This window comes from Anaerocolumna sp., assembly GCF_032079385.1.
GTDB lineage: Bacteria > Bacillota > Clostridia > Lachnospirales > Lachnospiraceae > Anaerocolumna.
In genome coordinates, this window is record NZ_DAMAUC010000027.1 from 15839 (window position 1) to 38594 (window position 22756).

The window sequence follows — 22756 nt, forward strand, 5'->3', positions numbered from 1 at the left end:
AATAAAAATCTTTAATTGGAAGAATACGTTCGCCTTTGCTGCTTGCAAGACGCAATTTGGAATCGGTTGCAAAGAAGATTAATACACTATCTCCTTTTGGTGAGCCGTTACAGATGTTACCACCAACGGTTCCTAAATTACGGATAGCAGGAGCAGCAACTTCAATTACAGCATCTTTTAAAATCTGAGGAACCAGCGTGCTTTTATAAACTTCTGTAAATGTGCTGGCAGCCCCAATGCGTAAATATTCATCATCTACTGTGATTTGCTTTAATTCCGGTATTTTATTCAGAAACAGGTAGGAAGCATTATCATCTGCTTCAATCATTAAATCTGTACCGCCTGCATATGGAGTAACAGATTCTCTTCCCCGTATTTCCAATGCTTCTTTTAAGGATGTTGCAAAATAACTTTTTACCATAGTCCTTTACCCTCCTTTGCCGCAATGCCAATTGCTTCTACAATGGCATTATAACCGGTACATCTGCAAAGATTTCCTGAGATTCCTCTGCGAATATCCGCTTCGGAAGGATTTGGATTCTCTGCAAGTATACATTCGGAAGCAAGCATCATGCCGGGGATACAGAAACCGCATTGTACAGCACTAACAGACGCATATGCTTTTTCAAGAACTGAGAAACGGTCTGTTTGACTGTATCCCTCAATTGTCATAACAGAACTGCCTTCAATGCTTCCCATAGCTACCATACAGGAGTTAACTAGTTTTCCATCAAGGATTACGGAACAGGCACCACATTCGCCTTCTTTACAGCCACATTTTGCACCTGTAAGGCGGAATTCATTTCTGATTACATCCAATAAGCGTTCATTTTGGTTTGCATTGCTTGTAACTTCTTCGCCATTAAGAATAAATTTAACCATTACTTTTCCACCTCCTGTAAATATTTCATGGCATCCTCTTGTGTATAAGGAATGTGATTAATGTTATTTTCAAGTGCATTCTCTAAAGCATCAACGTAGGCAGGAGCAGGACCAACGCATGGTAATTCTCCTGCACCTTTTGCACCATAAGGTCCTTCTACATAAGGAACTTCAATAATATCTGTAATAAGGTTTGGTATATCCATTGCAGTTGGAATAATATAATCGCTGAAACTATTATTACGAATGATTCCTTTTTCATTATAGTTACATTGTTCCATAGAAGCATATCCAATGGATTGCAAGAAACCACCCTGCATTTGGCCGTGTAAAATGTTTAAATCGAGAGGAGTACCTACATCATATACACCCCAGGCACCAATGACCTGAGTAGTAGCAGTAATAGTATCCACTTCCAGTTCAATTACATTAACACACCAAGAGTAAGTAGGATAAGCATCTCCGTGGAATATCTTAATATCAAACGGAATTAAGAAATCAGGATGAACATAATGTTCTTCAATTAATTGTTCTTCTCCGGATTTCCATTGTTCTTTTAATTTCTCAGCTGCACGTTTTATTAATTGTCCTACTACCATTAAAGAACGGCTGGCAACAGTAGGGCCAGAATCTGGTACTCTGTCTGTATCTGGGTTTGAATAGATTACCTTGTCTAAAGAAATACCTAAAGTGTCAGATACTATTTTACTAAATGTAGTTTTCGCACCCTGACCCATATCCGTAATACTGATAAGAATCTCAACAGTATCGTCGGCATTTTTCTTTAGTTTTGCAACAGCTTTGATGTAGTCTCTTTCACCGCTGCCGGTAAAACCACATCCGTGATAAACTAGGGATATACCGATTCCTTTACGATATCTTCCAGTTTGATTTTTATAAAGTTCACGTTTCTTTCTATAATCAGACAATTGATCAGCTCTCTCAATCATTTCTGGAAGTGGAACATGGAAATGGAATTTACCGCTTGTAGAGGTAGCATCCCCTTGCTTTACCATGTGTTGTTCCTTAAATTTAAGGGGATCAACGCCAAGTTGTTTCGCAATATGAATCATCATAATTTCTACAGCAAAGAAAGTTTGAGGAGCGCCAAAACCACGCATTGCTCCGTTAGGAAGGGTGTTGGTTTTCTTAGCATCACCAGTTACCCGTAAATTCTCAATATTATAAACACCACTTGCTCCAATGATACCACGTTGTAAAACTACGCTGGATAAGGTTGTATAAGCACCACTATCATAGATTACGTCAATATCCATACCAGTAACTTTACCGTCTTTGACAGCTACTTTATAGGTACAAATAGAAGGATGACGTTTAGAAGTAAACTCCATGTCTTCTCTTCTGTCAAATACATATTTAACAGGTTTGCCTGCTTTTTTTGCAGCTACAGCAAGCTGACAGGCAAGTATGGATGGAAAATCTTCTTTACCACCAAAACCGCCACCAGTTACATCTTGAACAATACGTATATCTTTTCTCTCGTAGCCTAATGCCTTTGCTACTGCACCAAATACATAATATGGACATTGCATGGAACCGCGAACTGTCATACGTCCTTCCTCTGGGTAGGCAATTAAACCATTCGTTTCTAAGTAAGCTTGCTCTTGATGCCCAGTTTCAATGGTTTCAGTTATAACACGATCTGCTTCTTCAAAGGCTTTGTCCACATCACCTTTGGCATAATTAAAATGAAAGAAAGCAACATCTGACTTACGAACATCTAACACAGGTTCTAATTCTTCATAATCTACAACGAGTTCAGACAGGATTCTTTCAATTTCTTTTTTATCGGGTCCCACCACCATAAGAATAGGATCTCCTATATATTCTACGGTGTCTTCAGGAAATACAGGCATATCTTCCTCAACAACATGTATTTTGTTTTCTCCCGGAACATCATTTTTATCAACAATATAATATCCGGCAGGAATGTCAGGAAGAATAATATTTCTAATTCTTGCTTTTGCTTTTGTGGAGCGTAGCATTTTGCCATAAAGCATGTCTTCCATCACTATATCATCTATATATAGTGCCTGACCGCTAATTTTGGCATCATGATCCCTTTTCTTTACAGACTTACTTATAGCTTCCATAATTAAATCTTACTCCTTTCAAAGTCTGGAGACTTTGCGCATAGCACAAATCTCCGGTTAAAAGAATGAAATTCCTTTAACCTCCTCCTACAACTTGGTTTAAAAGGTTACCTTATAACATTTGTATAAGTTTTGGCTAATAAATAGCCCATAACCTATAACAATCTCACTAATGTTATTATAGGTTATGGGCGGTTTTCCGTCAAATTCTTTTGCAAAAGAACTCGATTTTGAAAATTTTTATATACTTAGAACAACCTTTTAAACTCTAACTCTGCGAATTTTCGTACATTATGCTCAAATTCCAAATACTTTTCCAGAAATTCCAGACCTTCTTTAGTTAAATAGGTATTTCCACCATTACTCCCTCCATGTATTCTTTCAACGACGGCATATCCAAGCTCTTCTTCTAATTTATTTAGCATGGACCAAGCTTTACTGTATGAGAGGGCAATGTGCCTACAAGCATTTCTTACAGAATGGGTTTCTTTAATCAGCATTAATAACAGTTTTGTTCTGGAGTTAAAGAACATGGATTCTTTTTCAATACTAATTCTTAAAAAGGGATGGTAAATGTGCTCATTATGTTCTTTCAGTAGTGCATCCAGCCGATCCATATCATCGGTGTCATGAATAATACCTTCATCCTCTACTTCCATAAGCTTTCGCTTTATATCAAGGTTTTGAACGGCTCCCCGCAATCCCTGAGACCCATCATAGGATAGAATGGAGGGAAGTAATTCATTATCTATTAAAAGGGGATGCCCGGCTTTTCCCTTATAAGAAGGTGCAATAAGGGACTCACCAGAGGTTATCATTTTAACAATTGTATCCGGTGTGAACATGGGAATATTTACCGGTGTAAATACAACCTGGTCACATTTCTCTTTTAAAAATTCAAAGCCGATTTTTGCAGAATCAAACATCTGGGAGTGTTCATATTCTTCATTTCGAAGGAATATTACTCCGTAGTCGGATAAATGGTATTCAATGTCTTCAGCAGCACATCCTGTAACAATAACGATAGGAGAGATTCCAGCTCTTTGAAAAGTCAATACGATTCTTTTTATTACGGTAATGGAACCGATTTTAAGGAGGGGATCAGATTTACTTTTCTTTGATGTTTTACCTGCTGCAACAATAATTCCGCCGGTTTCTTTTTGCTTTTTATAATTCATATACCCATACCTCTTTACTATACTTTTTCTAAAAGCTCTCATATACGAAAGGGTAACATAATTCTATTTTACACGGAAAACCTTAAGTTTTCAAGTAATTTGGCATATATGTATACGTTTTAGCATTGAATACCATTATTCTATGTGAAAATAAATATAAGTATGTTTTTATAAATTTTAGCAGCTTTGACTATATTGTGCATTTTTATCCGTGAAGTTAGACTCTAAATTGAGCAACTGCTGTTTGCAATCTTATAGCTAATTCAGACAGTTTGATACTGGAGTGAGCAATTTCTTCTACGGAAGCGGTTTGTTCTTCAGTAGTAGCAGATGCTTGTTGAGTGGCGGCTGCATTCTCCTCCGCGATAGCCGAAATATTTTGTAGTACATCCAGAATACTCTTTCTCATATTATCCATTTCATCCCCAGAGAGATTTAAGTGAGAAAGTGATGCATTGGTTGCCTCCATGGCTTCGGCAATTTGCTGGTATTTATCTTTATTGTTAGTTACGCTTATAGCCTGTTCCTCGGAGATATTAGATACTCTTTCCATGGTCTTTACGGCATCGCCAGTATTTTGTTGTAATTCAGCTACTATAGTATTTATTATCTTTGTGGAAGCTTCTGATTGTTCAGCCAGTTTTCTGATTTCTTCCGCTACAACCGCAAATCCTCTTCCGGCTTCACCAGCTCTTGCTGCCTCTATAGCGGCATTTAAGGATAACAGATTGGTTTGGGATGCAATAGATTCAATTACTTTGCTGGCTTCACCAATTTGGTTGGAACTATCGTTAGTTTTTAAAATTACCTGATAGATTTCATTTACAGCATCGGTATTTTCTGTAGTTATTTTGCTTAAAGAATCAATTTCATAAATTCCGTTGCTGACTACATCATTCACCCGGTCCTTGGATTGGTTTACATCATTTATATATCCGTAGACCTTATTAATGGTTTCTCCTAATTCCACAGCCTTAGCAGTTCCTAATTCAGTAGTTCGCGCTTGTTCTGAAGCTTCGTTTGCAATTTCTTCCACTGTTTTTGCAACTTCTTCTGAAGCATTTGCTGTTTGCTGGGAAGTGGCAGTAAGCTCCTCGGAAGAAGCAGCTAATTGTTCAGCGGAATCGTTGATTTCATTGATGACTCTACGTAGTTCAATAAGAATACTTTGCATAGCATTGGCAAGTTCACCGGTTTCATCTTTTTTCTTTAAAGCTTTTTTATCTATATCTTCTGTTAAATCTAAACCTGCAATTCTCTTAGAATATCCAACACCTTTTATAATCGGTTTTGTAATGGAATTACCTAATATATAAGTAACAAAGATACTTACCAGTAAGATAACCCCAAGGGCAGCTACCATAATCTTCTCCAGTTGAACTAAAGAAGAGAATAATTCACTTTCAGTAGCGGTTATAGCAATAACCCAATCTGTTCCTTCAATAGGAGAGTAGCCTGCATATAAATGATTGCCTTCAAAAGCGTAATCTTTAAAGCCTGCTTTCTTGCTAATCATTTCTTCGATTAGTTGAGATAAAGAGGTTAGACTGTTGTTCTGTTTCGCTTCTTCAATAGGGTTAAATTGGTCGAACACTTTATTTTCATCAGGATGACCGATAACAGTTCCGTTACTATTTATAACAAAACCATACCCCTCTTCTCCATAGCCGGTATCATTTACCATATTAGTCAGAGCTTTTCCGTCTCTGCGGCCTAATAATGCACCTACTACTTCACCCCCATTTTTAATAGGTATTACCTGCAAAAGAGACTGTTCGCCAGTATCCGGGTCAGCGAGGAAGAGAATCACTTCTTTTTCTTCTTTAATTGCATTCATGGATGGATCAGCTTCGCCTAATTGTATAGAATTTCCTTTAGAATAATTAACCGTTCCATTTGGCTGAATAACACCCATTTCTATAAAATCGGTATTAGCTAACATGCTGCGAAGAATAGGCTGTTGATTTTCCCAGTCCATGCTTCTGATATCCTGTAATTCTACTATGGTCTTTAAAGAACGTCTCTGAGTTTCCAGCCGGCTTTCTTCTAATCTGGCAGCATCATGGGCCATAGTTGTAAGAGACTTGGTTGCCACCTGTTTGATAATATAATTTGCTACCTGTAATGATATTATGCTCAAAACAATAGAGGATAATAAAACTAAAGCGGAAAAAGATAAAATAAGTTTTGTTTTAATACTTTTTTTGAATCCCAATTTTATTTTCTTCATTTTGCTCTCCCTTGTGGAATATAATTATATCTGTATTTACATATATAAAGTGGGATTTTTCTTGCATGAAAAGAGAGGTGAATTAAGAAAGCCTTTTATTATAAAATAAAAGGCATAATCAACATACTACTGCTGCAACCGGCTGTCATGTTTATGAAAACGAAGACCCTTGGCTTTGCGTCCCTACCTTTCGATAAGTTTGCCCCTTTATATAGTTCCTATTGGTATAATATACCTTTTAGTAGGGAAAATCAACTCATTTCGATAATAATTTGTATTATTCGACATACATCTATTATAAAGGCAGACCAAGTATTACCTTGTAAAAAATTACATCATATATTATAATTGGTATAAGTTTATAGTCAGATAATTCTTGCAAGTAATCTATGGAGGAAAAGTATGTGGGAACAGCAAGGGAATATTATAGCAAATGGACAAATAGAAGAAAAAGAAATTATTGATTTTTACACTTCAAGAAATAAGAATCCATTAAGTAAAGTAATAATCTACATAGCAGCTCTTTTAATTTTGCTATCGGTTTTGCTGCTGACAAATCGCCCATCTGATTCAAGCAGTGAAACAGTAACCTCTACGGAGGCAAATGAGGAGGAAAATGACCAACTGTCATCTCATCAAATTACAGTTGGAGTTTTATTTGTTTTTGTAATAATTTCCTCCATATTATATCCAGTATTGATAAAAAGGAATTTAAAAAAGCAATTCCGCACCAATAAGCTATTGCAGCAGGAAACGGAATATACTATTTCTGAAAATGGTATACACCGAAAGTCGGAATCCTTTGATTCTACCTACAAGTGGTATGATATTTATAAGATTATAGAAAAAGAAAATATGTTTATTATATACGAGTCAAGTAACAGTGTATTAATTTTACCAAAGCGTTTTTTTAATAGTGATAAAGAGTTAGCAAAAGTAAAAGAATTAATTAAAGAAAAAATGGATGCAGATAAATATAAAATGCTAAAAAATAAATAAAGTAGTAGCGACACCCATTCCTTTTGCTATAATTTTAAAGGAATTCTAACTTCCAAACGGTCTTTAAATTAGGAAAAGTTATTGCATAAGTTAAGATGAGAAATAGGGACAATATTATAAGCTGCCATTCTCTGTATACGATTCGGGTATTTGAATTTATACAGAGAAAGATGGCAGCTTCGTATCTTGTAACAGTCTTTACTTTTTACTTTTCTTTTTAACAGGCTTACCTTTCAGGTACCTGGCAGCCTTCATTTGTACATATAGCCCCTTCTCCTCTATGGATTTGCTCAAAAGATGAAGATTGGTTTTCCTCTCTCCATACTTTTTCCAAGGTATCCATAAATAAGTCTAAAGGCTGTGCTCCCGATATGGCATACTTGCGGTTAAACACAAAGAATGGAACTCCCTGCACGCCTAATTGTTTTGCTTCCTTTTCGTCAGCACGTACAGCATCTGCATAATCATTGCCGGATAGAACTCTTTTCACTTCATTTTGTTCTAAACCAACTGCCACTGCCAATTCTGTTAATATATCTTTATCCCCGATAAATTTCGATTCTGTAAAATGAGCTTTTAGAATTCTCTCGGTTAACTCAGCACCCTTTCCAGCTTTCGTGGCATACTTAGCAAGTCTATGTGCATCCAAAGTATTGGTTTGTACCATAGTATCAAGATTATAATTTAATCCTACTGTAACTGCTTTTTGGATAACCTGTTCATTCATGGTTTTGACCTGTTCCATAGTCATATTATATTTTTCAGCTAAAACTTCGTCTACGGATAAACTTGTATCACTTTCTCCATAAGGATCCAGTTCATAGCTTTTAAATAGCACTTCTACCTGATCTTTATGAGAAAATTTATTTATTGCTTGTTCTAACAGTCTCTTACCGATATAACAAAAGGGACATACAAAATCTGACCATACTTCTATCTTCATAATACACCTCTTTCTTTCTGTAAAATTACTCTAATCTATATTCTTCATAGATTCTCCTATGTAATTTTATACTACCATAGGGGTTCAAATTTTCAATAGATAAACTCTAATTGATATTTATTATCATTATAAACCTGCTTATAAAAAATAATTATTTTGGTTCTGCCCAATATGATAAATGGAGATGTAAGGGAAATTAGTAAACCTTTGGAGATAAAGATTATTGTGAATTGATAACCATTACAAATTCCGGAATTCAATGCCATAAATAAAATTATCATATGCCTAGGAAATTTTGGCGTGTCTCAAATGAGTATAAAAACCAGAAATCGGAACTATTTGATGGATTCCATTATTTGTAATTAATAATTGGAATTATCCAAAATAATTGTGGATTACCGTTATTTACCGCCAGATAGCACCTGTGAAATTTTGTGCAATTTGAACAATAAAAACTTGTATTTTATTTAACAATGACTATTGTAGAATAAATAAATGCGTGCTAATATATGTATATACAAAAATTTTGTATTGCGCAAAAAGTTTTTGCATTTAATTAAACAAAAGCACTGAATTTAAAAAATACGAATTAATTTTTGAGCTAATAATTGGATTTTTGGTAGGTTTCAGAGGGAAATATATTGCAATAAGAACTATATAGTACTTACTCCATTTTTTATTATTATGCGAATTATAGGTGGAAATTAAGAGATTGACTAAGCATATTTAATAAAGAGAATGGGCTTTTTTCATTTATTAGAGAAATAAGAGGACAGGAGGATACCGATTTGGGTAAACTAAATAAAAACAAAAATAAAGCATCGGTGTTTGATTTAAATGGAGTACCTGATATGAAGCAGGCATTTCCACTAGCTATGCAGCATGTAGTTGCGATGATAGTAGGATGTATTACGCCGGCAATTGTAGTTGCTGCAATAGCAGTAAGCCAAGGTACTATGAAAACTTCCGATACGGTAATTTTAATTCAGGCAGCGTTGTTAACTGCCGGACTGGCAACTATCATTCAACTTTTCCCAATAGGCAAAGTTATAGGTTCCGGACTTCCTGCTATTATGGGTGTTAGTTTTGCTTATTTGGCTACCTTACAATCTATCGTTTCACAATATAATGTTGCAACGGTGTTTGGAGCACAATTAGTAGGCGGAGTTATTTCCATTGTTGTTGGCTTATTTGTAAAAAAATTAAAACCTTTATTCCCACCTCTAGTAACAGGAACCGTAATATTGACCATCGGATTATCTTTATATCCTACAGCAGTTAATTATATGGCTGGTGGTGCCGGAACTGCTGATTATGGCAGTATGAAGAACTGGGCTGTGGCTATTATAACATTAATTGCAGTAACATATTTCAGCCATTTTTGTAAAGGGACTTTAAAATTAGCCTCTATTCTATTTGGTATGGTAGTTGGATATGTGGTTGCATTCTTTATGGGAATGGTTAGCTTTAACGAAGTAGGAGCAGCTGCCTGGGTACAGATGCCAAAACCTCTCTATTTTGGTATTGAATTTGAAGCATCTGCTATTATATCCATGGCTTTATTATTTATCATCAACTCCATTCAGGTAATCGGTGATATGTCAGCCGCTACAGTTGGTGCCTTGGATCGTGATCCTTCCGATAAAGAATTATCCTCCGGAATTATTGGAACCGGAGTTGCCAATATGATTGGATCCTTTATTGGCGGATTACCAATCTCCACATTCGGGCAAAATGCAGGTATTGTAGCAACAACAAAAGTAGTAAACCGTTGTGTATTAGGATTGGCAGGAGGAATCTTACTGGTAGCAGGTTTCTTACCTAAATTTTCATCTCTTTTAACAACGATTCCTCTATGCGTACTGGGTGGAGCAACAGCTTCTGTATTTGCATCTATTACTATGACAGGAATTAAATTAATAACAAAACAAAAGATGTCCTATAGAAATACTTCCATAGTTGGACTTGCAGTTGCATTAGGAATGGGTGTTACATCTGTTCCGGAAGCCTTAGCCTTATTCCCGGCTTCTATAACAGCTATCTTCGGAAAGTCTCCGGTTGTATTAGCATCTTTAGTTGCAATTCTTCTGAATGTAATACTTCCTAAAGACAAGGAAGAAGCGGAACAGACATCAACAGCACATAATTAATCAATTAATATATAGAATTAAAAAGAAAGCCCCTGTAAGAGAAGCAGATATTACTGTATAATCTTACAGGGGTTTTTCTATAAAGTAAAACTTTTTTAGCAGGAAATGTATCTAAACAATATAAGAGATTAAAAATATATGTTAATTACAATTCCAGAAGACAGTAAAATATAAATATACTTTAAAAAAATTCTTCTGGAATAACAAGAGAGAGAGGAAAGTGGAGAAATGTGAAAGATGTTACCTATGACAACCTGGTAGAACATATTATAACGAACCAAAATAATTTCTACCGAATTGCATATTGTTATGTTTATGATAAAGACAGTGCTTTAGATATTATACAAAATGCTATATGCAAAGGTTTGGAGAACTATAATAGCTTAAGGAATGAAAAAGCAATAAAAACATGGTTCTACAGAATATTGATAAATGAATGCCTTCTTTATATCAGAAAAGGTAAAAAGGAGATTATATGTGATCCGGCAGATATAAAAGAGGAAATTTATTATGAAGAGGCTTATGAACCAAAATTAGAAGTATATCAGAAGGTATGTGAGTTACCGGAACATATGAAGACAATCGTTATACTGCATTATTATGAACAGATGACCTTAAAGGAGATTTCAGAAACCTTAGAGGTTAACATAAATACAGTAAAAACCCGGCTATATGCCGCATTAAAAAGGTTAAGAGTCTTATTAGAGGATGAATTGGAGGTAGGAATATGAAAAAGATCAGAGAGTCCAAGGAGATATATGATCATATTAAGATTCCCGGAGAATTGAGTGAAATAGTTGATAATACACTGAATGAACAGGTTAATAATTTAAATTCCCGAGGTAATAAGTTAAAAGGTAATTTCGTATTTCGTGTATTTAACTACACAATAACAGCTGCAGCTATTCTGGTTATTTGCTTTTCTGTAGCGTTAAATACCAGTGAAGTATTTGCAAAGGGAATGGATAAGATTCCAGTGATTAATAGCCTGGCTAAAGTTCTTACTGTTCGCGCTTATGAAGATATAGAGGATAATCAAAGTATTTCAGTGAAAGTACCTGGCGTGGAGATAGATGAAGAAGATAATAGTGGTTTAAAGAGTACAAGTAAGGAAGAGCAAGAAAAAACGAAACAATTTGTAACGGATGTAAACAAAGAAATTGAAGAAATAGTGGATGAATATGTAGCTGCTGCACAGAAGAGTATAGAGGAATACAAACAGTCATTTATACAGACGGGAGGTACGGAAGAACAGTGGGAAAAAAAGGATATTAGCATTGACGTTGATTATGATGTAAAATATCAGACAGAAAACTGCCTGTCTCTTGTTCTTACAGCGGATGAGAGCTGGTGTGCTGCTTATGGTAAAAAGTATTTTTATAATCTGGATCTGAAAGAAAATACCCAGCTAAGTCTAGAAGACATATTAGGTGAAGATTACATCCATATTTCTAATGAAACCATTATAGATCAGATGAAAAAGCGAGTACAGGATAATTCGGATTACATTTATTGGGGTGTTGCCGGTGAAGGTTCTGCAGATATCGAGGGCTTTACGTCCATAGATGAGAATCCGAACTTCTATATCAATGAAAAAGGAAATCCGGTTATTTGCTTTGATAAATACCAGGTTGCTCCTGGATTTATGGGAATGCAGGAATTTGAGATTGTAAAATAATTTAGGAAAGTAGTATAGAATAATGAAGCAAAGTAGTATAGAATAATAAAGCAAAGTAGTATATAAAGCAATATATCAAGTAGTATAATCAATTTAGCTAAAGCATATTAGTCTAAAATTTATAAGTCCCTATAGGATTGGGAACCTATAGGGGCTTAACATAGAAAAGGATTAAATAGAAATAAAATAAAGATATTATTTAGGGGTTTATAATTATGTAAAAAATTTATCTTGGGAAATAAATTTTTACAGTAATTATTGTAGTAAGTAGAATAGGATTTATCCTATTCATAACAGGTTATTTACTAATAACGGTACCTGTTTCTCCGGCAATGCCGTCTTTTGCTTTTTCTAATAGGGTAATTAAAGCACTACGTCCTTCTTTAGAAGCTGCAAAATCAACAGCGGCCTGTACTTTAGGAAGCATGGAGCCTGGAGCAAAATGTCCTTCTTCCATATACTTCTCAGCTTCTTCAACAGTTATATTGGATAACCATTTCACATTCGGTTTACCGAAGTTAATAGCTACTTTTTCAACTGCAGTCAGAATAATCAGATAATCTGCATCTAATTCCTTTGCTAATACACAGCTAGCAAAGTCTTTATCAATAACAGCACTTGTACCTTTTAGCTGGTTTCCGTTTAATACAACAGGAATACCGCCGCCGCCACCTGCAATAACTACCTGGCCGGCGTCTACTAATGCACGGATTGCATCTATTTCAACAATTTCAACAGGCTTTGGAGAAGCAACAACACGTCTGTAACCTCTGCCTGCATCTTCTTTCATTGGATAACCATATTTCTGTGAAAATTCATCAGCTTGTTCTTTGCTCATAAATTTACCGATAGGTTTCGTTGGATTCTGGAATGCAGGATCATCACCATTTACACGAACCTGAGTAATCATAGTTGCAACAGGAGTATCTTTTCCACGATTCTTTAATTCTTCATGAATGGCATTTTGTAAATCATATCCGATATATGCCTGACTCATGGCAACACAAACGGAAAGAGGAACGATAGGTTGATCTTTCTCGATTTTGCTGAATTCGGTAAACGCATTGTTAATCATTCCTACCTGTGGGCCATTTCCGTGGGAAATAACTACCTGGTGTCCTTCTTCAATTAAATCAACGATGGATTTTGCAGTTATTTTAACTGCCTCCATTTGTTCTGCAAGGGTATTTCCAAGAGCGTTTCCACCTAAGGCAATAACAATCTTTTTCTTGCTCATTATATATACCTCATTTCTGCATAGGACTTTTATGTTTCTGTTATCATTCCCAGTGAAAATCCAGCATGCTGAATTTTCACCGGGGAACCTGCTTTTAATAGATTCCTGGAACCGGAGTCCTCAGAATGATATACAATATTATATTGTCATATTATTTTGATATGAATGTTTTATTTGAAGATTCTAGGAGTTCCTTTTTCTTCTAATTTCTTTAAAATAGCAGCTGGATCTTCGAATTTGCTTAACATCATCATAGCAGCGATTACATATGGTTTGTAGCTTGCTTCTTTGTAAAGTGGAGTTCTGTAACGATCGAATACAGTAGCATCTACTTCACCTTCTTCGCAGCTTACACCAGTGATGTCTGCTGGTAAGCAGTGTAAGTAAAGAGCTTTTCCGTCTTTGGTAGTCTTCATTAATTCTTCTGTACAAGCCCAGTCTTTATGCCCAGCATTTTGAGCTAATAATTCTTTTTCTAATGCTTTGATTCCATCATGGTCACCTTCGCCATAAAGGTTAGTACGTTTTTCCATAGCAGCAAATGGAGCCCAGCTCTTTGGATATACGATATCAGCATCTTTGAAAGCTTCAGCCATGCTGTTTGTTTTCTTGAAAGATCCGCCGGTAGCAGCAGCGTTTTTCTTAGCTACTTCTTCAACTTCTGGCATTACTTCATATCCTTCTGGATAAGCAAGAACAACTTCCATACCCATACGAGTCATAAGACCGATAACACCTTGAGGAACGGATAATGGTTTTCCGTAAGAAGGAGAATAAGCCCAAGTCATAGCAAGTTTTTTGCCTTTTAAGTTTTCGATTCCGCCGAATTCGTTGATAATGTGTAACATATCGGACATACATTGTGTAGGGTGATCGATATCACATTGAAGATTTACGATAGTAGGTCTTTGTTCTAAGATTCCATCTTCATGTCCTTGTTTAACTGCTTCGGATACTTCACGCATGTATGCGTTACCTTTTCCGATATACATGTCATCACGGATACCAATAATATCAGCCATGAAAGAAACCATGTTAGCTGTTTCACGAACTGTTTCACCATGAGCTACCTGAGATTTTCCTTCATCTAAATCCTGAACTTCCAAACCTAATAAGTTACAAGCAGATGCGAAGGAGAAACGTGTACGAGTAGAGTTATCTCTGAATAAAGAAATACCTAAACCGCTTTCAAATACCTTTGTAGAGATGTTGTTTTCTCTCATGTAACGAAGAGCTTCAGCAATTGTCCAAACTGCTTCAAGTTCGTCATCTGTTTTTTCCCAAGTTAATAAGAAATCGTTGTTGTACATTTCTTTAAAATTTAATTTGTTTAACTTATCGATATAAGTTTGAAGTGTTTTCATAGGGTTCATTCTCCTTTAATATGATTAATGTTTAAGTTTATTATTTGCAGTACATAGTTGGCAATGCAGCATAAACAGCAGCGCATTTTACTAAATCTTCTTTATATGTTTTTTCGTTTGGAGCATGAGCCTGTGCTTCAGCACCAGGTCCAAATCCGATACAAGGAATTCCGTTACGTCCCATGATGGATACACCGTTTGTAGAGAAGGTCCATTTATCAGTAAGAGGACGAGCTTTTCTCATTTCATCAGCATCAGCAGCACCACTGCGTGTAGTTCCGTAAAGGCCCTTGTATGCTTCTTCCATAGCTTTTGTTACATCATGATCTTCTGGAATTACCCAAGTTGGGAAGTAGCATTCGATAGGATATACAAGTCCTGTGTAGCTTGGTCTTTCATATTCGTACATGCTAACAGTAGCATTGTATTTTTTTACAGCAGGAAGTGCACGAATTTCATCTAAGCAGCTTTCCCAAGTCTCACCTGCTGTCATACGACGGTCTAAAGAGATAGAACAGGAGTCAGCTACTGCACAACGGCTTGGGGAAGTAAAGAAGATTTCGGAAGTAGTTACAGTACCACGTCCTAAGAAATTAGCTTCTTTCCATTCTGGATTGTATTTTTCATCTAACATTTTAACTAAGCCTTTGATTTCTTTATCATCAGCTGCATCATTTTCATTTAAATCACGTACATTTGTAAGAATTTCAGCCATTTTGTAAATAGCATTGTCACCACGTTCTGGAGCAGATCCATGACAAGAAACACCTTGAACGTCAACACGGATTTCCATACGTCCACGTTGTCCGCGGTAAATACCACCATCAGTAGGTTCAGTAGAAACTACGAATTCAGGTCTAACTTTATCTTCGTTAATGATATATTGCCAGCAAAGACCATCACAGTCTTCTTCTTGAACAGTACCTGTTACTAATACAGTGTATTTGTCATTTAATAGTCCAAGATCTTTCATAATTTTTGCGCCGTAAACTGCAGAAACAATACCACCCATTTGATCTGAAGTACCACGTCCGCCAATTTCTGTGTCTGTTTCATATCCTTCATAAGGATCGAATTTCCAGTTAGCTCTGTTACCGATACCTACTGTATCAATGTGAGCATCGTAACCGATTAATTTTTCGCCGGTACCCATGTAACCTAATACATTACCCATTGGATCGATTTCAACTTTATCGAATCCAACAGTTTTCATTTCTTCTGCTATACGGTCAATGTGACCTTTTTCTCCGCAGCTTTCGCCTGGAATTCTTACTAAGTCTCTTAAAAACTTAGTCATTGCTTTTTCGTAACCTTGTGCAGCGCTTTTAATTTGATCAAAATTCATCTTTCTTCCTCCTTAATATTCTTTTCCATCCCAAACGATTTCTTTGAATCGGTCAGGATCAGTGTCGCCTTCAGTAGAGAAGACTAAAACTTTTGAGTTTTCGTCTAATTGTAAATAGTCTTTTAATTCTTTATACTCATCCATTTGCATAATGGCAGCTAATAATCCTGTTGGTACAGCACCAGATTCACCGGAGATTACTTGAGGATCTCCTTTAAATGGAGCAGCTAACAAACGCATACCTTTTGTTGCCACCCAGTCCGGGCAAGATGCGAATACAGTAACATGATTTTTAAGTATATCCCATGAAATAGTATTTGGTTCGCCACAAGCTAAACCAGCCTGAATTGTTTCCAAATCTCCTTCAACGAAACGTATTTTACCATCTTTTGCAGCAGCACCTTTGTAAAGGCAGGCAGCAGCTTCCGCTTCAGCTACAACAATTTTTGGAGGATTTTCAGGGTAACGATTTACAAAATAACCTGTAACAGCACCTGCTAAAGAACCTACACCAGCTTGAACGAATACGTGAGTTGGTCTGTCGCAGCCGTCTTCATTTAATTGTTCTGTTGCTTCCATGGCCATAGTTCCATATCCTTGCATAATCCAAGCAGGAATTTCTTCATAACCATCCCAAGCGGTATCCTGAACTACAACACCGTGTGGAGTTTTTGCAGCAGCGGCAGCAGCCATACGAACACATTCGTCGTAATTAACTTCTTCAATAGTTACAGTTGCATTTTCCTTAGCAATGTTGTCGAATCTAGTTTTGGTTGAACCCTTTGGCATATAAACAACTGCTTTTTGTTTTAATCTGTTTGCAGCCCATGCAACGCCTCTGCCGTGGTTACCGTCAGTTGCTGTAAAGAAAGTTGCCTGGCCAAACTCTTCTCTTAACTTATCAGAAGTCAGTACATTATAAGGAAGTTCTGCTACATCCTTATTTATCTGACCCGCAATATATTTAGCCATTGCAAAGGATCCGCCAAGAACCTTAAATGCATTTAAGCCGAATCTATAAGATTCATCTTTTACATAAAGTTCTTTTACTCCTAAATAAGAAGACATATTATTTAGTTTTGCTAATGGGGTTTTTGAGTACTGAGGAAAGCTTTCGTGAAAAATTCTGGCTTTCTTAACCTCATCAAGTGCCATAACCTTTAGCTGGCTATCTTCTGTTTTAGGCATTTCATTAATTGCCCATTGTATTGGTTTCATGGAAAAAGACCTCCTTATTTTGTTGTTTTGTTGACATCTATATAACTATATAGTGTGTACTTTGAGATTCCAAAGTATTTGGAGACTTTGTCACCAGATCTTGTTATTAGAAAAGCACCTGCATCATTTAAAAATTGGATGGCGGTTACTTTTTCTTCTTTGGTCATAAGAGCTACCGGTTTTCCGATAAGAGAAACAGATTCTTCAATTAAATCATCCAGCAAATCATTAACATTCTGGGTAATTCTTTCAGGAGCCTTAGTTTCAGGTTCTGTGGAAATCAATGATTTCACAACTCCATCAATAGTTGAAAAAGCGGTTATGTCAAAGTTAATGGAGAATATGTATCTGATTTTATTATCGTCTCCACGTATATAAATAGTTGATGATTTTAAAATTCTACCATCCTGGGTACGTGTCAGATAACCATAACGGTCTTTTAACTGTGACTGATCTTTACGTGATGCTTCTAAAACCACGTGAGATGGTCCGTCGCCGATATTACGTTTTGTAACATGACCGTTCTCAATATAAACTACAGTATTCTCCAAATCTATAGAAGCTAAATCATGTATGACAATTTCACAATTTTGGCCAAATTGTTGTGCTATGCCATGTGCTATTTGAGTTAAATAGTTCAGTGTATAGTTCATAATTTAAGATTTCCTTTCGCGATAGGTGGTGTTCTAATTTCATAATATCACAAAAAAAATATATTTCAATAGTTTTTTACAAAAAAATTTAGGTAAACTAAAAAAAATTGTATTTTTCTATTGCAATTCATAAATATAGATGATAAACTATACCCATAGAAGAAACTATATACATATTGCATAACAGACCAAAATTATTTTGTGTAAAACTATTTAAATTATGCATATGTTTATAATTTCCGCCTAGACTACCTTGTAAACTTGTTACAAGCATAAAAAATGGGCATTAATGTAAACCATATAAAAAAAGGAGGATTAGTCATGCTTATTATTGGAAACGGTAGAGTCATCACAAGAGATGATGCAAATCCATTTTTGGAGAATGGAGCAGTACTTATTGAGAAAGAAATAATTAAAAAAGTAGGCAAGACAGAAGATTTAAGAAAAGAATATCCTGATGCAGAGTATATCGACGCTAAGGGCGGCGTGATCATGCCTGGTTTTATCAATATCCATGAGCATATTTACAGCGCTATGGCTAGAGGACTTTCTATTAAAGGATATAATCCAAATGGATTTTTAGATATCTTAGATGGCATGTGGTGGACTATCGACCGTCACCTGACACTGGAACAGACAAAACAAAGTGCAATGGCAACATATATTGATTGTATCAAGAATGGTGTCACTACTGTATTTGATCATCATGCCAGCTTTGGCAATATTAAAAACAGTTTATTTGCAATTGAAGATGCAGCAAAAGAACTTGGAGTAAGAACTTGTTTGTGTTATGAAGTATCCGACCGTGACGGAAAAGATAAGATGAAAGAAGCAGTAGCAGAGAATGCGGCATTTATTAAACATGCTTTAGCTGATGATTCTGACATGATAGCAGGTATGATGGGACTTCATGCTTCCTTTACTTTATCAGACGAAACCCTTGAACTTTGCGCAGCTAATAAACCTGCTGAGGTAGGATATCACATTCACGTAGCAGAAGGTATCGAAGATTTATATGATTCTCTTAAGAAATATGGCAAGAGAGTAATAGACCGTTTAATGGACTTGAATATATTAGGACCTAAGACTTTAGCAGCACATTGTATTTATGTAAATCAGCATGAAATGGATGTATTAAAAGAAACCGATACTATGGTAGTTCATAATCCAGAATCCAACATGGGTAATGCATGCGGATGCCCTCCTACAATGGAAATCATGAAACATGGTGTACTGACAGGACTTGGTACAGATGGTTATACCCATGATATGATTGAATCCTATAAAGTAGCTAATATTCTTCACAAGCATCATTTATGCGATGCAAACGCAGCATGGGGAGAAGTTCCTACGATGTTATTTAAGAACAATGCAATTATTGCAAATCGTTACTTTAAGAAACCACTTGGCATCTTAAAAGAAGGAGCAGCTGCAGACGTAATTATTGCGGATTATAATCCAGTAACACCAATGTCAGGAGCAAACTGCAACAGCCATATTCTATTTGGAATGAATGGTAACCACGTAACTACAACAGTTATCAACGGTAAAGTAGTTATGAAAGACAGAATATTAACTGTTATTGATGAAGAAAAAGCAATTAATAATGTAAGAACAGAGGCTGAAAAACTTTGGAATAGCATAAATGCTTAGGAGTTCAGGCTGTAAAAATAGTGTTTTTCAACGAACAGTTTGTGCCGGTGCACAAAGCTGTAATCATTATTAAAAAGGTGCTAAGGCACCGAAAGCGAGGTTATTATGAGTGATAGAATGACACCAATTCCATTTGACAGATTAATGAATTGGATTTTAGAAGAGAAGAAAAACAGAAATACTGTTTTTGGCGTACGTAAAGCTTATGTTGCAAAAGAAGGACGCAATCTTGATTTATTTGATGAAAAATTAGAAACTCCATTTGGCCCTGCAGCAGGACCACATACTCAGTTAGCGCAGAACCTGGTTGCTTCTTATTACGCAGGAAGCCGTTTCTTTGAGTTAAAAACGGTACAAGTATTAGACGGAGAAGATCTTCCTGTAGCTAAACCATGTATCAGAGCAGAGGATGAATGCTATAACTGTGAATGGTCTACAGAGCTTAGAGTTCCAGATGCTTTTGACGAATACGTTAAAGCATGGTTTGCAATTAAAGTAATTGCAAAAGAATTTAAACTTGGTTCTCCTGACGGCTTCATGTTCAATATGAGTGTGGGATATGACTTGGAAGGCATTAAAACAAAGAAGATTGATGACTTTATTGAAGGCTTAAAAGAAGCAAAAGATACTTCTATTTTTAAAGAATGTAAAGAGTATTTATTAAAGAATATTAATTTATTTAAAAATGTAACAGAAGAAGATGTGAATGCCATTACTTCTAACATCTGTACTTCTATTACTTTATCAACTCTTCATGGATGTCCTCCACAGGAGATTGAACGAATTGCTTCCTATCTAATAAACGAAAAACATGTTAATACTTTTATTAAATGTAACCCTACCTTATTAGGCTATGAATTTGCAAGAAAAACATTGGATGACATGGGATATGACTATATCGCATTTGGCGATTTCCACTTTAAAGATGACTTACAATATGAAGATGCAATTCCTATGTTAAAGAGATTAATGGCTTTAGCTGATGAAAAAGAACTAAGCTTTGGTGTTAAAATTACAAATACTTTCCCTGTAGATGTTAAGGCAGGAGAACTTCCAAGTGAAGAAATGTATATGTCAGGACGTTCCTTGTATCCATTATCTATCGCATTGGCTGCAAGACTTTCCAAAGAATTTGGCGGAAAGCTTAGAATATCTTATTCCGGCGGTGCAGATGTACACAATATCGATAAGATTTATGAATCAGGAATCTGGCCTATTACCATAGCAACTACAGTGTTAAAACCAGGCGGATACGAAAGAATGGATCAAATTGCCAAGATTTTTGATAAGGAAGAATACAAACCATTTAACGGTATCAATCCAGAAGCAGTTGAAAGATTACAACAAGATTCTATCACAGATCCAAACCATACAAAAGCAATCAAGCCATTGCCATCCCGTAAGATGGAAAGACATGTTCCATTATTGGATTGTTTTGAAGCACCTTGTAAGCAGGGATGCCCAATACATCAGGATATTACTACTTATTTAAAGCTTGCCGGAGAAGGAAAATATCTGGAAGCTTTAAAAGTTATCGTTGAGAAGAACCCTCTTCCTTTTATAACAGGTACTATCTGTGCTCATAATTGTATGAGTAAATGTACCCGTAACTTCTATGAGGAACCAATTATGATTCGTTCCGTGAAGTTAGAAGCTGCACAGGGTGGTTTTGAAGATCTGATGAAAGAATTAAAAGCACCTGCTGTAACATGTGAAGGAAAAACTGCTGTAATCGGCGGCGGCCCTGCTGGCTTAGCAACTGCATTCTTCTTAGCAAGAAGCGGAATGAAAGTAACTATCTTTGAGAAGAGAGAAACTCTTGGCGGTGTTATCAGATACATTATCCCAGGATTTAGAATTCCGGATGAATCCATTCAAAATGATATTGAATTAGCAAAGATTATGGGTGTTGAAATTAAAGTGAATTCTGAAGTATCCTCCATTGATGATATTAAGAAAATGGGATACGACAATATTGTATTAGCAATAGGTGCATCAAAACCAGGTGTTCTTAAGTTAGAAGAGGGAGAAGCAATCAATGCTTTAGCTTTCTTAGAAGACTTTAAGAAATCCGATGGCAATGTAGAACTTGGCAAAAATGTAGTAGTTATCGGTGGTGGTAATACTGCCATGGATACTGCAAGAGCAGCTAAGAGAACAAAAGGTGTTGAAAAGGTATCTTTAGTATATAGAAGAACAAAACGCTATATGCCTGCTGACGAAGAAGAATTAATTCTTGCTTTGGAAGATGGAGTTGAATTTAGAGAATTACTTTCTCCATACCGTCATGAAGATGGAATGCTTCTTTGCCGCAAGATGGTTCTTGGTGATCCGGATGCTTCCGGCAGACGTAAACCGGTAGAAACCGATGAAATTGTTAAAGTTCCTGCAGATACTGTAATTGCAGCTGTTGGTGAAAAAGCAGATGTGAACTTCTACAAAGAGAACAATATTGCTGTAAACGAAAAAGGTTATCCTGTAGTTGATTCTACAACAGCTGAAACCAATGTAAAAGGTGTATTTGTGGCAGGTGACGGCTTATATGGACCGGCAACTGTAGTAGAAGCCATTCGTGATGCTAGAAAAGCAGCAGAAGGAATTCTTGATAAAGAAGTTGCAAAAGATATAGTAGCTGACTTAGACATAGAAGCGATTTATGCTAAGAGAGGCGTGATTGAGAAAGCAGATGAAGACGGCAAAGATTCCGGCCGTTGTTTAGGATGCTCTTCCGTATGTGAAAACTGTGTGGAAGTCTGTCCTAACAGAGCCAATATCTCAATCCATGTTCCTGGAATGGCACTGGCACAAATTCTTCATGTTGATAAGATGTGTAACGAATGTGGCAACTGTGAAACTTTCTGTCCATATGATAGTGCACCTTACAAAGAAAAATTTACTTTATTTAACAATACTGCTGATTTTGAGGACAGTACCAATGAAGGTTTTGTATTAGTAGATAAAGATAGTCTTACCTTCCAGGTTAGATTGGGCGGAAAAATATCAACCGTAAAAGGCTTAAAGGACACCGGCCTATATGCTGGAATTGAACAATTCATCGCCGCTGTTTATAATAATTACAGCTATCTGTTCTAGATAAGAATTTGTTATGGGA

Annotated in this window: 17 protein-coding genes and 1 riboswitch; of the genes, 6 read left to right on the plus strand and 11 right to left on the minus strand. The window is 36.1% G+C overall.

Features of this window, described 5'->3' with window-relative positions; translation table 11 throughout:
• From RT261_RS17415 to RT261_RS17435, 5 genes are all read right to left on the minus strand, one after another.
• Positions 1-421 (minus strand): FAD binding domain-containing protein (locus RT261_RS17415; protein WP_313134363.1); only part of this gene is annotated, 421 nt, incomplete at its 3' end.
• Positions 415-882, minus strand: coding sequence for a (2Fe-2S)-binding protein (locus tag RT261_RS17420; protein ID WP_313134364.1), 468 nt, complete (start codon positions 880-882; stop codon positions 415-417). The genes RT261_RS17415 and RT261_RS17420, both read right to left, overlap by 7 nt.
• A complete protein-coding gene (locus tag RT261_RS17425) occupies positions 882-2996 on the minus strand; it encodes a xanthine dehydrogenase family protein molybdopterin-binding subunit (protein WP_313134365.1) in 2115 nt (704 codons plus the stop codon). Before RT261_RS17425 ends, RT261_RS17420 begins: the two co-directional genes overlap by 1 nt.
• Before the next feature lie 248 nt (positions 2997-3244).
• Entirely contained in the window at positions 3245-4174 is a 930-nt protein-coding gene (locus RT261_RS17430) for an NTP transferase domain-containing protein (RefSeq protein WP_313134366.1), read from the minus strand.
• A gap of 217 nt (positions 4175-4391) precedes the next feature.
• A complete protein-coding gene (locus RT261_RS17435; protein ID WP_313134367.1) occupies positions 4392-6404 on the minus strand; it encodes a methyl-accepting chemotaxis protein in 2013 nt (670 codons plus the stop codon).
• Positions 6405-6534: 130 nt separating this feature from the next.
• Positions 6535-6618: riboswitch (cyclic di-GMP riboswitch) on the minus strand.
• A gap of 188 nt (positions 6619-6806) precedes the next feature.
• Here RT261_RS17435 and RT261_RS17440 point away from each other — a divergent pair.
• A complete protein-coding gene (locus RT261_RS17440) occupies positions 6807-7403 on the plus strand; it encodes a YcxB family protein (protein ID WP_313134368.1) in 597 nt (198 codons plus the stop codon).
• Positions 7404-7629: 226 nt separating this feature from the next.
• Here the strand turns inward: RT261_RS17440 and RT261_RS17445 are convergent, their stop codons facing one another.
• On the minus strand, positions 7630-8346 hold the full coding sequence (locus tag RT261_RS17445) for a DsbA family oxidoreductase (RefSeq protein ID WP_313134369.1): 717 nt from the start codon (positions 8344-8346) through the stop codon (positions 7630-7632).
• A gap of 851 nt (positions 8347-9197) precedes the next feature.
• Here RT261_RS17445 and RT261_RS17450 point away from each other — a divergent pair.
• The 3 genes from RT261_RS17450 (at position 9198) to RT261_RS17460 (ending at position 12174) form a co-directional block, all read left to right on the plus strand.
• Positions 9198-10496 carry a uracil-xanthine permease family protein gene (locus tag RT261_RS17450; RefSeq protein ID WP_313134405.1) on the plus strand — a complete coding sequence of 433 codons (1299 nt, stop codon included), beginning with the start codon at positions 9198-9200 and terminating at the stop codon, positions 10494-10496.
• Positions 10497-10726: 230 nt separating this feature from the next.
• Entirely contained in the window at positions 10727-11227 is a 501-nt protein-coding gene (locus RT261_RS17455) for a sigma-70 family RNA polymerase sigma factor (protein ID WP_313134370.1), read from the plus strand.
• Complete coding sequence (locus RT261_RS17460; protein WP_313134371.1) at positions 11224-12174, plus strand: RsiV family protein; 951 nt, start codon at positions 11224-11226, stop codon at positions 12172-12174. Before RT261_RS17455 ends, RT261_RS17460 begins: the two co-directional genes overlap by 4 nt.
• A 298-nt stretch (positions 12175-12472) precedes the next feature.
• Here RT261_RS17460 and arcC read toward each other — a convergent pair whose 3' ends face one another.
• The 5 genes from arcC to RT261_RS17485 form a co-directional block, all read right to left on the minus strand.
• Positions 12473-13414, minus strand: coding sequence for a carbamate kinase (arcC, locus tag RT261_RS17465; RefSeq protein ID WP_313134406.1), 942 nt, complete (start codon positions 13412-13414; stop codon positions 12473-12475).
• A gap of 167 nt (positions 13415-13581) precedes the next feature.
• Complete coding sequence (gene ygeW, locus RT261_RS17470) at positions 13582-14775, minus strand: knotted carbamoyltransferase YgeW (protein ID WP_313134372.1); 1194 nt, start codon at positions 14773-14775, stop codon at positions 13582-13584.
• Between the two features lie 40 nt (positions 14776-14815).
• Entirely contained in the window at positions 14816-16120 is a 1305-nt protein-coding gene (locus RT261_RS17475; RefSeq protein WP_313134373.1) for a YgeY family selenium metabolism-linked hydrolase, read from the minus strand.
• Positions 16121-16132: 12 nt separating this feature from the next.
• Positions 16133-17338 (minus strand): diaminopropionate ammonia-lyase, encoded by a 1206-nt coding sequence (dpaL, locus tag RT261_RS17480; RefSeq protein WP_313134374.1) that lies wholly within the window; start codon positions 17336-17338, stop codon positions 16133-16135.
• A 14-nt stretch (positions 17339-17352) separates the two neighbouring features.
• The gene (locus RT261_RS17485; RefSeq protein WP_313134375.1) at positions 17353-17991 is read right to left on the minus strand and encodes a helix-turn-helix transcriptional regulator; all 639 of its coding nucleotides are present in this window, start codon (positions 17989-17991) and stop codon (positions 17353-17355) included.
• Between the two features lie 321 nt (positions 17992-18312).
• Between RT261_RS17485 and ssnA the strand changes: the two genes are divergently transcribed.
• Both ssnA and ygfK read left to right on the plus strand, forming a co-directional pair.
• A complete protein-coding gene (gene ssnA / locus RT261_RS17490) occupies positions 18313-19644 on the plus strand; it encodes a putative aminohydrolase SsnA (protein WP_313134376.1) in 1332 nt (443 codons plus the stop codon).
• A 105-nt stretch (positions 19645-19749) separates the two neighbouring features.
• Entirely contained in the window at positions 19750-22737 is a 2988-nt protein-coding gene (gene ygfK / locus RT261_RS17495) for a putative selenate reductase subunit YgfK (RefSeq protein WP_313134377.1), read from the plus strand.
• Positions 22738-22756 lie beyond the last annotated feature (19 nt).

What these genes read in the sequence shown, in the direction of transcription:
- RT261_RS17485 (WP_313134375.1), bottom strand. Translation starts at nt 17,991, where the DNA reads ATGAACTATACACTGAACTATTTAACTCAAATAGCACATGGCATAGCA.
- RT261_RS17420 (WP_313134364.1), bottom strand. Translation starts at nt 882, where the DNA reads ATGGTTAAATTTATTCTTAATGGCGAAGAAGTTACAAGCAATGCAAAC.
- ygfK (WP_313134377.1), top strand. Translation starts at nt 19,750, where the DNA reads ATGAGTGATAGAATGACACCAATTCCATTTGACAGATTAATGAATTGG.
- RT261_RS17425 (WP_313134365.1), bottom strand. Translation starts at nt 2,996, where the DNA reads ATGGAAGCTATAAGTAAGTCTGTAAAGAAAAGGGATCATGATGCCAAA.
- ygeW (WP_313134372.1), bottom strand. Translation starts at nt 14,775, where the DNA reads ATGAAAACACTTCAAACTTATATCGATAAGTTAAACAAATTAAATTTT.
- RT261_RS17445 (WP_313134369.1), bottom strand. Translation starts at nt 8,346, where the DNA reads ATGAAGATAGAAGTATGGTCAGATTTTGTATGTCCCTTTTGTTATATC.
- RT261_RS17440 (WP_313134368.1), top strand. Translation starts at nt 6,807, where the DNA reads ATGTGGGAACAGCAAGGGAATATTATAGCAAATGGACAAATAGAAGAA.
- dpaL (WP_313134374.1), bottom strand. Translation starts at nt 17,338, where the DNA reads ATGAAACCAATACAATGGGCAATTAATGAAATGCCTAAAACAGAAGAT.
- RT261_RS17475 (WP_313134373.1), bottom strand. Translation starts at nt 16,120, where the DNA reads ATGAATTTTGATCAAATTAAAAGCGCTGCACAAGGTTACGAAAAAGCA.
- RT261_RS17430 (WP_313134366.1), bottom strand. Translation starts at nt 4,174, where the DNA reads ATGAATTATAAAAAGCAAAAAGAAACCGGCGGAATTATTGTTGCAGCA.
- RT261_RS17460 (WP_313134371.1), top strand. Translation starts at nt 11,224, where the DNA reads ATGAAAAAGATCAGAGAGTCCAAGGAGATATATGATCATATTAAGATT.
- RT261_RS17450 (WP_313134405.1), top strand. Translation starts at nt 9,198, where the DNA reads ATGAAGCAGGCATTTCCACTAGCTATGCAGCATGTAGTTGCGATGATA.
- RT261_RS17435 (WP_313134367.1), bottom strand. Translation starts at nt 6,404, where the DNA reads ATGAAGAAAATAAAATTGGGATTCAAAAAAAGTATTAAAACAAAACTT.
- ssnA (WP_313134376.1), top strand. Translation starts at nt 18,313, where the DNA reads ATGCTTATTATTGGAAACGGTAGAGTCATCACAAGAGATGATGCAAAT.